The organism is Klebsiella sp. K4 (assembly GCF_014596785.2).
Taxonomy (GTDB): Bacteria; Pseudomonadota; Gammaproteobacteria; order Enterobacterales; family Enterobacteriaceae; genus Klebsiella; species Klebsiella pneumoniae.
Genome location: NZ_CP115021.1, coordinates 4,168,571 through 4,180,879, shown reverse-complemented (window position 1 = coordinate 4,180,879; position 12,309 = coordinate 4,168,571). Strand labels below are relative to the sequence as shown.

The window sequence follows — 12,309 nt, the reverse complement described above, 5'->3', positions numbered from 1 at the left end:
CCATAGCCCGGCTAAGGCGCAACGCGCCGCAAGCCGGGAAAAAGCTTTTATGCCGATTTTTGCGCACCCAGATGTGCGCCAATATAGCGCTGGTAGCGATTGGCCTTCAGGTAGGTGAGATCCACCAGCACCAGACCATCCACGCAGTTGTTGAAATCCGGGTCGCTGCCGAAATCGATAAACTGCACGCCGCCCGGCTCGCACACTTCCGAGTACTGCTTATACAGCGGGGGGATCGCGCAGCCGAGGTTGCCGAGCAGGGACTTCAGCCGGGCCAGGTCGTCGTTGTAATCCTCCCCGCCAAACTGCGCCAGCACGTCGGGCAGCGACGCCGGATAAGGGCGACGCGACTCCGCCAGCGGATGCGTCGCCGGGAACCACAGCCGGTAGAATGCCACCAGCAGATCGCGGGCGGCGGGCGGCAATCCGCCAGAAATCGACACTGGACCAAACAGATAGCGATAGTGCGGATAGCGCGCCAGATAAGCGCCGATGCCGGACCACAGGTAGTCCAGCCCGCGACGCCCCCAGTAGCGCGGCTGGATAAAGCTGCGCCCCAGCTCAATGCCGTGCTGCAGGACATCGTCCATCCGCCCGTCGTAATGGAACAGACTGTAACTGTAGATCCCCTCCAGGCCGCGCTTTGCCAGCTGGATGGTCGTCGGCATAAAGCGGTAAGCGCCGACGATCTCGAGGTCTTCTTCATCCCACAGGATCAGATGTAGATAGTCGTCGTCATACCCGTCGATATCCCGCCTTTTGCCGCTGCCTTCCCCGACCGCGCGGAAGGCGATTTCCCGCAGACGTCCCAGCTCGCGCAGCAGCGGCGCGTCCTCCTGGCCGTTGCGCTGCCAGAGGTAAATCACTTTGCCATCGGCGGTGCGGCCCAGGCATTCGGCCTTGTGCAGTTCGCGTTTGAGCAGCGCCCGGTCTTCCGGACGGGCGATGGCGCTTTCGGTTTTAAACCGCCCCGGCAGCCCTTTGCGCAGCTGTTCAAGGTGCTGATAGCAGCGGCCGGTAAGCTCGCGAGCGCTGGACTGCGCATCGAACCAGTTCGACCAGGGGATCTGCTGGCCGATACGCACCGGCAGGCTGCTGTTGCGCCGGCGAAACATCTGCTGCATCAGCAGGAGCAGCGGCAGGTTGTCTGATATCAGCGTGCTGGCGTAAAACAGGGCGCTGTTGCGGGCGTTAATCCACGCCGGCAGCAGCGGGGCACGGTATTTTGCCGCCAGCTTAATAAAGCCGGAGTGCCATTTTTTATCGCGGATACCGTGGCGGGTCAGACGGGAGACTTCCCCCGCCGGGAAGAAGATCAGCACCCCGCCGGCCTGCAGCTGCTGGTCCATCTGCTGCAGCGCCGCTTTAGCGGTGCGGCCATGAATATTATCTACCGGGATAAACAGCGAGCTCAGGGGCTCAAGGTGGGTGAGCATGCGGTTGGTGACCACTTTGACATCGCGGCGCACGCGGGATACCGCATACAGGAGCGCCAGGCCGTCGAGGGTGCCGGTGGGGTGGTTGGCGATAATGACCAGCGGGCCATATTCGGGGATTTGTTCGAGATCGTGCGCCGGGATGGCGCAGCGGATATTGAGGTATTCCAGCACCTGTTCGACCGTATCAAGCCCCTTCAGGTGGCGGTGACGGTCGGCAAATTGTTGAAACTCTTCCTCATAAAATAGCTTTTTTAACAGTTTCTTTTGCCAGGGGGCGGGCCTCGCCTGAGGCCACAGGTCATCGAGTACGTTGTCGAGACTAAACATAGTGGCTCCTCCTCCGTCCTGCCCAGACAGTAGAAGGTGGAGATGTCGTTCAGATTACAGTTGGGTGAAGTTTCGGTCGCAGCAAGCGAGGTTCCCCGGATAGCGGCGCAAGCGCCTTATCCGGGCTACGGTTGGCGCCGATTTGTAGCCCCGGTAAGCGTCAGCGCCACCGGGGAGAGGCTATCGGCGTTCACCGCAGCTAAGATCAAAGCTATCGCCAGCCCAATTTGGGGGATATAGCCCGCGCTGGACATCGCGATGAAAGGTTGAAAATGGCCAATCGATCACCCGGGTGACCCAGCCATGCTTAAGTGGATTGATATGGATGTAATCAACGTGTCGGCGGTAATCATCTTCATCGCGTATGGCATGCTCCCAGAAGCGCGGTTGCCAGAGGGGTTGTCGTTTTAACGTTCTGCTAAAACAGCCTTTGATATCTCTCCAGCGTGAAGAAAAATCGTCATCATTATGAGGTAGTGTCCAGATGCAATGCAGATGTTCAGGCAACACCACCCAGGCATCAATAATAAAGGGGCGATGTTGTTTAACAACGGCGACAGAGTAGCGCAATAATTCTATGTTTTCAGTTAGGTGCATGCTTCTACGGTCTTTAAGGTTAACAGTGAAGAACCAGGTTCCCCCCTTAATGTAATAACGTCGATAAGCCACCACAGGATCTCCTGGAATTCGGTATTTATGATGTGGTTTAACACGTTAGAAGGCGAAATCCGGTACGCCAAGGAGAAGGCGCAGAAGGTGGAAAGCGGCGCGCAAAGTTTTAGCTACAGATATTGGTTAGCGCCTGTCCCCGGATAGCGGCGCAAGCGCCTTATCCGGGCTACGGTGTGGTGGTCGCGATAAATACAGCGCACCGGAGATGAGGTTTGGTAGCCCCGGTAAGCGCAGCGCCACCGGGGAGGGGCGGGTTTAACGGAGGATCTTTTTCTCGGCCAGATCGAGGGCGAAATAGCTGAAGATCAGGTCGGCGCCTGCGCGTTTGATAGCGCCGAGACTTTCCAGAACCACTTTCTCTTCATCGATAGCGCCCGCCTGGGCAGCGAATTTGATCATCGCGTACTCCCCGCTGACCTGATAGGCGCCGAGCGGCAGATCGCTGCGTTCGCGGATATCGCGCAGAATATCCAGGTAGGCGCCAGCCGGTTTCACCATCAGGCAGTCGGCGCCCTGGGCTTCATCGAGCAGCGACTCGCGAATGGCCTCCCGGCGATTCATCGGGCTCATCTGATAGGTTTTCCGATCGCCCTTCAGCGCGGTACCGGCCGCTTCGCGGAACGGACCGTAGAAGGAAGAAGCGAACTTGGTCGAGTAGGACATGATCGCCGTATTGGTGAAGCCGGCGGCGTCCAGCGAGCGGCGAATCGCCTGCACCTGACCGTCCATCGCGGCGGAAGGAGCGATGAAATCCGCCCCCGCGGCGGCGGCGACAACGGCCTGTTTGCCGAGGTTTTCCAGGGTCGCGTCGTTATCCACCCCGTGGTCGCACAGCACGCCGCAGTGGCCGTGGGAGGTATATTCGCAGAAGCAGGTATCGGACATGACGATCATCTCCGGCACCGTGGACTTACAAATCCGCGACATACGCGCCACCAGACCATTTTCATTCCAGGTATCGCTGCCGGTGGCATCGGTGTGATGAGAAATACCAAAGGTCATCACCGAGCGGATCCCGGCGTTGGCGATGCGTTCGATCTCGCGCGCCAGATATTTTTCCGGAATGCGCATCACGCCGGGCATGGCCTCTATCGCTTTGTAATCATCAATTTCTTCTTCAACAAAGATCGGCAACACCAGGTCGTTCAAACTCAGTGTTGTCTCTTCAAACAGGGCGCGCAGCGCAGCGGATTGACGCAGGCGGCGGGGGCGAGTGATTAAATCTGTCATGGTTTGCCTGATTTTGTGAAATGAAAGACGATAGTGTAACTGAAATGGCAGCGGGATGTTTCGCCAAAACGATCGTTATGGCGCATCGGCGAAACCTTCCCCGGGCTTACTGGCTGGCCGTCTGCATGTTGGGCTGTGCGCCGCTCAGCTCGCTGACCAGGTCGTTGATGCCATCGCTCATATTGTTGAAGCGGGTTAACGGCGAGCGGGTTACCACCACAAAGGCGCCAACGTTAGCCTGCGGATTCATCGCCATATAGGTGATAAACCCGCCGCCGCCGCCGGTTTTCTGAATAATCCCCGGATGGCCGTTCTTCGGCTTCATATACACCCAGCCGAGGCCCAGCGCGTCTGCGCGGCCCGGCACGTCCATACCAATCACCCGGGTCAGCTGGTTACGCTGATAAATCAGCGTCTGCATCCGGTCGGCCTGCTGGCTGCGGGTATAGAAATCGGATGACAGGAACTGCTGCATCCAGCGCATCATATCCCCCGGCGTCGAGTAGACTCCGCCGCTGCCGATCGCCGCCAGGGTGTTGTTGCATGGGCTGGCGCCTTTTTCCGGGATCATCAGCCGCTGGCACTGATCCGGTGACGGGGTAAAGGTGGTGTCCTTCATCCCCAGCGGCCGGGTGATCTGTTCTTCAAACAGCTGCGGATACGGTTTGCCGGCGGCGGTGGAGAGCGCGTCCGCCAGTAAATCGAAGGCCAGATTGGAGTAGGCGGCCTGCGAGCCCGGCGCGGTCTTCAGGGTCGCGGTAGAGAGCCAGTTCCAGCGCTGCTGGCGGGTCGGCCAGACAAACACCGGACGATGAGCGGCGCCGCCAGGCTGCTCGCGCGGCAGGGCGCTGGTATGGGTCGCGAGGTTAACCAGGGTGATTGGTTTTCCCTGCCAGTCAGGCACCCGGGCGCCCGGCGGGGCGTATTTGCTCAGCGGATCGTTGAGTTTCACCACCCCCTGGTCGAGCAGCTTCACCAGCATCTCGCTGGTCATCAGTTTGCTGAGGGAGGCGATACGGATCACCGAGTCGAGCTGCGGGTGCTGATTATTCCCCGGGCGGGTTTCGCCAAAGCTGCGAAAAACACGCTGATTGCCATCGATAACCACCAGCGCCATGCCGGTGGCGCCGCTGCCGTAGTAGATATGATTGGCGTAACGATCGACCACATCCGAGGCGAAAACCGGGTCAACGGTAGGCTGTGCGGCCTGCACCGAGGTCCACGACGCCGCGCACAGCGCAGCAAAAATGAGCAAACTACGTTTCAACGGAGATCATCCATTAAATAAATAAAAAAGAAGAGGGTATTTATACTACGAAGTGGCGCAGAACAAAGCGGGATTCACGACATTCCTGCAGGAAAAAGGTAACGGTGCGTAAAAAAGACTTTTTTACGCTTTCGGATACCGGCTTTTTTCGCCGGCGCGTATGATGACCGTTTGGCTGAAGGTTCGTGGGAGAGAACAATGACGGCTCAACGGGTAGTGATGGTCGTGGATATGCAAAACGGCGTGTTCGCCACGCCGCGTCTGGCGCGCGAGCGCTGCGTCGCGCAAATTAATCGTCTGGTGCGCGCGGCGGACAAGGTTATTTTCATTCAGCATGATGAAGCCGGCGGCCTCGAAGCCGGCAGCGAAGGCTTCGCCCTGCTTCCTGAGCTGGAGCAGCCGGCTGGCGCGCTGTATGTCACCAAAACCGCCTGCGATGCCTTCTATCACACCTCGCTGGCGCAGGTGCTGGACGAACACGAGATTCAGCAGTTCGTCATCTGCGGCTGCGCCACCGACTACTGCCTCGATACCACCATTAAAAATGGCGCCAGCCGCGGGTACGTTATTGTTATCGCGGAAGATGCCCACACCACCGCCGACCGCTCCGCCGCGCAGGCCGCGACGCTTATCGCCCACTACAATGAGGTGTGGCGTACCCTGACCATTCCTGGCAATCCTTTACAGGTGAAACCCACAGAAACAATTCTGCACGCATGGCAGCAGAACTAAGCTGTTGATATCCGGTCTTATCATTCGTCTGTCCCGCGAGGGCTCATCCACGCGGCGGCCGACGTATGCGTCGTACACAGCAATAGCAGAACGATAAGCAGTTAGCAGGAGACAATGATGTTTAAATCTTTTTTCCCCAAACCGGGGCCGTTTTTTATTTCTGCCTTTATCTGGTCGCTGCTGGCCGTGATCTTTTGGCAGGCGGGCGGCGGCGACTGGCTGCTGCGGGTCACCGGGGCATCGCAAAATGTGGCGATCAGCGCGGCGCGCTTCTGGTCGCTCAACTATCTGGTGTTCTACGCTTACTATCTGTTTTGCGTCGGCGTGTTCGCGCTGTTCTGGTTTGTCTACTGCCCGCACCGCTGGCAGTACTGGTCGATTCTCGGCACCTCGCTCATCATCTTCGTCACCTGGTTTCTGGTAGAAGTCGGGGTGGCGATCAACGCCTGGTATGCGCCGTTCTACGACCTGATCCAGAGCGCGCTGGCCACCCCGCATAAGGTCAGCATCAACCAGTTTTATCAGGAAATCGGCGTCTTTCTCGGCATCGCGATCATCGCGGTGATTATTGGCGTGATGAACAACTTCTTCGTCAGCCACTACGTCTTCCGCTGGCGCACGGCGATGAACGAGCACTATATGGCCCACTGGCAGCATCTGCGCCATATCGAAGGTGCCGCGCAGCGTGTGCAGGAAGATACCATGCGTTTTGCTTCCACCCTCGAAGATATGGGCGTGAGCTTTATCAACGCGGTGATGACCCTGATCGCCTTCCTGCCGGTGCTGGTGACGCTCTCCGAACATGTTCCCGACCTGCCTATCGTCGGCCATCTGCCGTATGGCCTGGTGATTGCCGCTATCGTCTGGTCGCTGATGGGGACCGGCCTGCTGGCGGTGGTGGGGATTAAGCTGCCGGGCCTGGAGTTTAAAAACCAGCGCGTGGAAGCGGCCTATCGTAAAGAGCTGGTTTACGGCGAGGACGATGAAACTCGCGCCACGCCACCGACGGTGCGCGAGCTATTCCGCGCGGTGCGTCGCAACTATTTCCGTCTCTATTTCCACTATATGTATTTCAATATCGCCCGCATCCTCTATCTGCAGGTGGATAACGTTTTCGGCCTTTTCCTGCTGTTTCCGTCGATCGTTGCCGGTACGATTACCCTCGGGCTGATGACGCAAATTACCAACGTCTTCGGCCAGGTGCGCGGCTCGTTCCAGTACCTGATCAGCTCGTGGACAACGCTGGTGGAACTGATGTCCATCTACAAACGTCTGCGCAGTTTTGAACGCGAGCTGGACGGCAAACCGCTGCAGGAAGCGATCCCGACATTACGTTAATCAAGACAAGGAAGCATAATGGCCGCACGTTTATCGCGCATTATTCCCGTTTCATTGACGCTGCTGGCGGCCATGGCGCTGAGCGCCTGTACCAGCCAGCAGGCTCCGGCGCTGAAAGAGGGCGAGAAGCCTGTTGACGTGGCGTCGGTAGTGCGGCAGAAAATGCCGGCCAGCGTCAAGGATCGGGAGGCCTGGGCGCAAGCCATCGCCACCGCGTTTGACAGCCAGAAGCTGGCGCCGACGGAAGAAAACGTCTGCTCGGTGCTGGCGGTCGCGCAGCAAGAGTCTAACTATCAGTCCGATCCGGTGGTGCCGGGGCTGAATAAAATCGCCTGGCAGGAAATTGACCGCCGGGCGGAAAAAATGCACATTCCGCCGTTTCTGGTCCATACCGCGCTGAAGATCACCTCGCCAAACGGTAAAAGCTATAGCGACCGTCTGGACAATGTGAAGACGGAAAAGCAGTTGAGCGCCATTTTTGATGACTTTATCGGGATGGTGCCGATGGGGCAGAAGCTGTTCGGTTCCCTTAACCCGGTGCACACCGGGGGGCCGATGCAGGTCAGCATTGCTTTTGCCGAGCAGCACACCTCCGGCTACCCGTGGAAAATGAACGGCACGGTGCGCCAGGAGGTCTTCAGTCTGCGCGGTGGCCTGTGGTTTGGCACCTATCATCTGCTGAACTATCCGGCCAGTTATAGTGCGCCATTGTACCGCTTTGCCGACTTCAACGCCGGCTGGTACGCCAGCCGTAACGCCGCCTTCCAGAACGCGGTGGTGAAGGCCAGCGGGGTAAAACTGGCGCTCGACGGCGACCTTATCCGCTACGACAGCGAGGAGCCGGGCAGCACCGAGCTGGCGGTGCGTCGCCTGGCGAGCCAGCTGGGGATGAGCGACAGCGAGATCCATCGTCAGTTGAAAAAGGGCGACAGCCTGGCGTTTGAGAAGACCGATCTCTATCAGCAGGTTTTCCGTCTCGCCGAGAAAAAAGCGGGCAAAACCCTGCCGCGGGAGATGTTGCCAGGGATCCAGCTGGAGAGTCCAAAAATCACCCGAAATCTGACGACGGCGTGGTTTGCGAAACGGGTTGATGAGCGGCGGGCAAACTGTATGGCGCGGCGTTAACGGCGCTGACGCCAGCGCACGATAAGCGCCAGTACCCCGATGAACGTGCAGCCGATCAGGAAAGGGATCAGACCAAAGAGGGTACCCACGGCGAGGCTGATGTCGACTTGCGGACGGCTGGCGTCCTGGGCTTGCATCAGGCGTTCAAATACCCCGGGGGCGTGGATCAGCATGCTGAGCATCTGCGCGCCGGCCCAGCAGCAAATCAACACGAACAGCCCGTAGGCGACATGGCTGCCGGTCAGCGCGCCCCTTTTTTTATTTCCCAAAAGCGATTTTGAAAAACTGAATTCAGCCATAGGCCCTCCCACATCTGCGCTGCTGGTTTTTTCTCCAGCTCTATGTCAGGTATTCTGGCAGTCAGGGGCCATCATCAGTATCAGATTGCTGGTAATTGCCGTCCAGGAATAATCCTGTTTTCGCCGTTGTGTTAACTGCGCCACAGGAGCACAAAAGGGAGAGCGGCGTCGCAATCCAGCAACATTCTCCATATCGCTACAGACCGCCGCGGGCGGCTATGCGAAGATGCGTTTTTTGCTGTTGGAGGCCGCATGAAGCTCACTGATAAAATTCGCCGCGATTGGCACTACTACGCCGTGGCGCTGGGGTTGATTTTTATTCTTAATGGCGTGGTGGGGCTGCTGGGGTTTGAAACACAGGGGTGGCAATCCTACGCCGTCGGTCTGATCACCTGGGTCATTAGCTTCTGGATTGCGGGCTTTGTGATCCGCCGCCGCCCGGCAGAAGAGGCCTGAGGCCGCCGCTGCCAGGCGGGGTAAAACGCGTTTTAGTTCATGGAGGTTTTCAGCGCCCGGTCCGCGGCATGGCGCTCCAGCGCCAGCTCAATCAGGCGGGTGATCAGGCTGGTGTAGTCGAGACCGCTGGCCTGCCACAGCTTCGGATACATGCTGATGTTGGTAAAGCCCGGCAGGGTGTTGATCTCGTTGATCACCACCTCGTTGTCGGCGGTGAGGAACACGTCGACACGAGCCATGCCGCTGCAGCCCAGGGTCTGGTAGGCCTGCACCGCGATAGCGCGAATTTTGTCGTTGATCTCAGGGGCGATAGCGGCCGGGACTACCACCTGCGCGCCCTGATCGTCGATATACTTGGTGTCGTAGGCGTAAAACTCGCTGTTGAGGACGATTTCACCGCAGGTGCTGGCCTGCGGGTGGTCGTTACCCAGCACCGCACACTCAATTTCCCGCCCTTTAATGCCTTGCTCCACCACCACTTTATGGTCAAATTCGAAGGCCAGGGCCACCGCCTGATGGTACTGCTCTTCGTTTTTAACTTTGCTGACGCCAACCGACGATCCCTGGTTAGCCGGCTTAACGAACAGCGGCAGGCCCAGCTTCGCTTCGACATCGGCAAAGCTGAACTGCGCGCGGTTGGCGCGGGTGAGTGTGATAAACGGGGCGACGGCGAGCCCGGCGTCGCGCAGCAGACGTTTGGTCACGTCTTTGTCCATACAGGCTGCAGAGCCCAGCACATCGGAGCCGACGAACGGCAGATTCGCCATGCGCAGCATCCCCTGCAGGGAGCCATCTTCACCCAGCGTGCCGTGGACGATCGGGAAAATCACATCGATGGCCGCCAGCGGTTGGCCGCTTTCGGCGTTAATCAGCTGCTGCGCTTCGCGGCCCGGGATCTGCGCCAGAGTCACCGTGGAAGGGCGCAGGGCAATGCGGGCAGGATCCTGTGCGTTGAGCAGGTAGTTGCCGGCGTCGTTGATGTGCCACAGCCCCTGTTTATCAATACCCAACAGAACCACATCGAAGCGCGATTTATCAATCGCTTCCACGATATTCTTCGCTGACTGCAGCGACACTTCATGCTCCGCCGACTTGCCGCCAAAAACGATCCCAACCCTCATCTTTGCCATTTCAACTTCCATCCAGATAACATCAAAGGGCATAACATACCATGTGAAACCGCTGCCTGGCTGCCATAATATTTACCTGATCAATTGACGGGAGTGGGCGTGAGAGGAAAGACGCTGCTGGTGCTGGCCGGGCTGCTCGGCGCGGGCCTGTTGGGATACCGCAATCTGCCGCCGCACCTGAATCCGCTGGCGCCGCTGGCGCTGGACGATCCCCCAGGCTGGCTGACGTCGTTTAAGCTGCGCAGGCTGACGGCAGACCAGTGCGCCTTCCTGCTGGCGGAAGCCAATCGCCGGCGGCTTATCGCCAGCCGGCCGGTGGCCGACAGCGAGGGAAGCTGCCCTCTGCGTAACGTGGTGCGGGTGGCGAATTTTGGCTCGGTGCAGCTGAGCAGTAGTTTTCTCGCCAGCTGCCCGCTGGCGCTGAGCAGCGCGCTGTACATCGAGCAGCAGGCGAAGCCGCTGACCCGGCAGCTGATGGCGAGCGACCTGCGTCAGATCGATCATCTCGGCAGCTTTGCCTGCCGCAATATTTACCATCGTCAACAGGCGCGGCGCAGTGAACACGCCACGGCGGACGCGCTGGACGTCAGCGGTTTCCGTCTGGCGGACGGTAGACGCGTTAGCGTCCTGCAGGGCTGGCGGAGCGAAACTTCGCGCCCCTGGCTGGCGGCGCTGTTGAGCAGCAGTTGCCATTACTTCGGTAACGCGCTGGGGCCAGAGTACAACGCGGCTCACGCCAACCATTTTCATTTCGGCATGCGCGGGCAGGGCTTCTGCTTTTGAGCATAAAGCGCTATGAGCAGCCTAAATGACCAGAAAATGCTTCGTCAGGCTCTCATCCGCAGCCATAAAACACCAAACTCACCGCCAGCGCATCTATGGTAGTACACCAGTGGGATGAAATTGCTAAGCTAGATAATAATTGGCAAATCATTAATGAATACGCGTAGTTATGGAATCCTGGAAGGTTAATCTCATCTCCGTCTGGTTTGGTTGCTTTTTTACCGGCCTGGCGATCAGTCAAATTCTCCCCTTTTTACCCCTCTACGTCTCCCAGCTCGGCGTCACCTCGCATGAAGCGCTATCGATGTGGTCGGGGCTGACCTTCAGCGTCACTTTTCTTGTCTCGGCGATCGTCTCGCCAATGTGGGGAAGCCTGGCGGACCGTAAAGGCCGCAAGCTCATGCTGCTGCGCGCCTCGTTGGGGATGGCGATTGCCATTTTACTGCAGGCTTTCGCCACCAACGTCTGGCAGCTGTTTATCCTGCGGGCGATCATGGGCTTAACCTCCGGTTATATTCCCAACGCCATGGCGCTGGTGGCCTCCCAGGTGCCGCGCGAGCGCAGCGGCTGGGCGCTAAGCACGCTGTCGACGGCGCAAATTAGCGGGGTGATCGGTGGCCCGCTGCTGGGCGGCTTCCTTGCGGACCACGTCGGGCTGCGAATGGTCTTTTTTATTACGGCGATCCTGCTGACCATCAGTTTTCTGGTGACCCTGTTTCTGATTAAAGAGGGCGTTCGCCCGCAGGTCAGCAAAAGCGATCGTCTCACCGGGAAACAGGTCTTTGCCTCCTTGCCCTATCCGGGGCTGGTGATCAGCCTCTTTTTCACCACCCTGGTGATCCAATTGTGCAACGGCTCAATCGGCCCGATTCTGGCGCTGTTTATTAAGTCGATGGCGCCGGACAGCAACAATATCGCTTTTCTGGCCGGGATGATCGCCGCGGTGCCCGGCGTGTCGGCACTGATTTCTGCGCCACGGTTGGGTAAGCTTGGCGACCGCATCGGCACCTCGCGGATCCTGCTGGCGACGCTCTGCTGCGCGGTGGTGATGTTCTTCGCCATGTCCTTTGTCACCACCCCGCTGCAATTGGGTACGCTGCGTTTTTTGCTCGGCTTTGCCGATGGCGCGATGCTCCCGGCGGTGCAGACCTTATTGCTGAAGTACAGCAGCGACAGCGTCACCGGGCGTATCTTTGGCTATAACCAGTCGTTTATGTATCTGGGCAACGTCGCCGGGCCGCTAATTGGCGCCTCTGTGTCAGCCATGGCCGGCTTCCGCTGGGTGTTTATTGCCACCGCCATTATCGTTTTCATTAACCTCTGGCAACTGGCGTGGATGCTGCGCCAAACCCGCCGGGCTAACGCCTGAACCTCTGCTGACGGTATTTATTGCGATACCGTCAGCATTATTCGCCGTCAGCGGATTTACTATTACTTTTTGTTATCGTCATGGCGTGAACGCTATTCCATTTTATTATTTTCCAGGCAATCTGGTTATAAGCAACCCCGGT

12 protein-coding genes are annotated in these 12,309 nt (G+C 58.5%); 6 read left to right on the top strand and 6 right to left on the bottom strand.

The features are described from left to right. Positions 1-47 precede the first annotated feature (47 nt). From IB144_RS20735 to ampH, 4 genes are all read right to left on the bottom strand, one after another. Positions 48-1,766: a GNAT family N-acyltransferase gene (locus tag IB144_RS20735; protein ID WP_040215153.1), complete on the bottom strand. Its 1,719-nt coding sequence runs from the start codon at positions 1,764-1,766 to the stop codon at positions 48-50. Between the two features lie 180 nt (positions 1,767-1,946). Further along, positions 1,947-2,438, bottom strand: coding sequence for a transposase (locus IB144_RS20730; RefSeq protein WP_004178721.1), 492 nt, complete (start codon positions 2,436-2,438; stop codon positions 1,947-1,949). Between the two features lie 255 nt (positions 2,439-2,693). After that, entirely contained in the window at positions 2,694-3,668 is a 975-nt protein-coding gene (gene hemB / locus IB144_RS20725; protein ID WP_002890201.1) for a porphobilinogen synthase, read from the bottom strand. A gap of 106 nt (positions 3,669-3,774) precedes the next feature. Further along, positions 3,775-4,935, bottom strand: a complete 1,161-nt coding sequence (gene ampH / locus IB144_RS20720) for a D-alanyl-D-alanine-carboxypeptidase/endopeptidase AmpH (RefSeq protein WP_004178722.1) — start codon at positions 4,933-4,935, stop codon at positions 3,775-3,777. A 219-nt stretch (positions 4,936-5,154) separates the two neighbouring features. Between ampH and IB144_RS20715 the strand changes: the two genes are divergently transcribed. The 3 genes from IB144_RS20715 to IB144_RS20705 all read left to right on the top strand — a co-directional run bounded on the left by IB144_RS20715 (position 5,155) and on the right by IB144_RS20705 (position 8,130). Beyond that, positions 5,155-5,667: an isochorismatase family protein gene (locus tag IB144_RS20715; RefSeq protein ID WP_074177504.1), complete on the top strand. Its 513-nt coding sequence runs from the start codon at positions 5,155-5,157 to the stop codon at positions 5,665-5,667. A gap of 117 nt (positions 5,668-5,784) precedes the next feature. Beyond that, positions 5,785-7,005, top strand: a complete 1,221-nt coding sequence (gene sbmA, locus IB144_RS20710) for a peptide antibiotic transporter SbmA (RefSeq protein WP_002890204.1) — start codon at positions 5,785-5,787, stop codon at positions 7,003-7,005. Between the two features lie 18 nt (positions 7,006-7,023). Further along, positions 7,024-8,130, top strand: coding sequence for a DUF1615 domain-containing protein (locus tag IB144_RS20705; RefSeq protein WP_004183146.1), 1,107 nt, complete (start codon positions 7,024-7,026; stop codon positions 8,128-8,130). Here IB144_RS20705 and IB144_RS20700 read toward each other — a convergent pair. Continuing rightward, positions 8,127-8,429, bottom strand: coding sequence for a YaiY family protein (locus IB144_RS20700; protein WP_002890210.1), 303 nt, complete (start codon positions 8,427-8,429; stop codon positions 8,127-8,129). The genes IB144_RS20705 and IB144_RS20700 overlap by 4 nt on opposite strands. A 252-nt stretch (positions 8,430-8,681) precedes the next feature. Between IB144_RS20700 and IB144_RS20695 the strand changes: the two genes are divergently transcribed. Then, positions 8,682-8,885, top strand: coding sequence for a DUF2754 family protein (locus IB144_RS20695; protein WP_002890215.1), 204 nt, complete (start codon positions 8,682-8,684; stop codon positions 8,883-8,885). A gap of 32 nt (positions 8,886-8,917) precedes the next feature. Here IB144_RS20695 and ddlA read toward each other — a convergent pair whose 3' ends face one another. Then, complete coding sequence (ddlA, locus tag IB144_RS20690) at positions 8,918-10,015, bottom strand: D-alanine--D-alanine ligase (protein ID WP_004151348.1); 1,098 nt, start codon at positions 10,013-10,015, stop codon at positions 8,918-8,920. A 99-nt stretch (positions 10,016-10,114) separates the two neighbouring features. Here ddlA and IB144_RS20685 point away from each other — a divergent pair, with 99 nt between their 5' ends. After that, on the top strand, positions 10,115-10,798 hold the full coding sequence (locus IB144_RS20685; protein WP_065888835.1) for an extensin family protein: 684 nt from the start codon (positions 10,115-10,117) through the stop codon (positions 10,796-10,798). Positions 10,799-10,967: 169 nt separating this feature from the next. After that, a complete protein-coding gene (locus IB144_RS20680; RefSeq protein ID WP_065805593.1) occupies positions 10,968-12,167 on the top strand; it encodes a multidrug efflux MFS transporter in 1,200 nt (399 codons plus the stop codon). Positions 12,168-12,309: the final 142 nt, after the last annotated feature.

Coding starts and splice junctions, on each gene's coding strand:
- sbmA (WP_002890204.1), top strand. CDS start 5,785: ATGTTTAAATCTTTTTTCCCCAAACCGGGGCCGTTTTTTATTTCTGCC.
- IB144_RS20695 (WP_002890215.1), top strand. CDS start 8,682: ATGAAGCTCACTGATAAAATTCGCCGCGATTGGCACTACTACGCCGTG.
- IB144_RS20735 (WP_040215153.1), bottom strand. CDS start 1,766: ATGTTTAGTCTCGACAACGTACTCGATGACCTGTGGCCTCAGGCGAGG.
- ddlA (WP_004151348.1), bottom strand. CDS start 10,015: ATGGCAAAGATGAGGGTTGGGATCGTTTTTGGCGGCAAGTCGGCGGAG.
- hemB (WP_002890201.1), bottom strand. CDS start 3,668: ATGACAGATTTAATCACTCGCCCCCGCCGCCTGCGTCAATCCGCTGCG.
- IB144_RS20705 (WP_004183146.1), top strand. CDS start 7,024: ATGGCCGCACGTTTATCGCGCATTATTCCCGTTTCATTGACGCTGCTG.
- IB144_RS20680 (WP_065805593.1), top strand. CDS start 10,968: ATGGAATCCTGGAAGGTTAATCTCATCTCCGTCTGGTTTGGTTGCTTT.
- IB144_RS20715 (WP_074177504.1), top strand. CDS start 5,155: ATGGTCGTGGATATGCAAAACGGCGTGTTCGCCACGCCGCGTCTGGCG.
- IB144_RS20700 (WP_002890210.1), bottom strand. CDS start 8,429: ATGGCTGAATTCAGTTTTTCAAAATCGCTTTTGGGAAATAAAAAAAGG.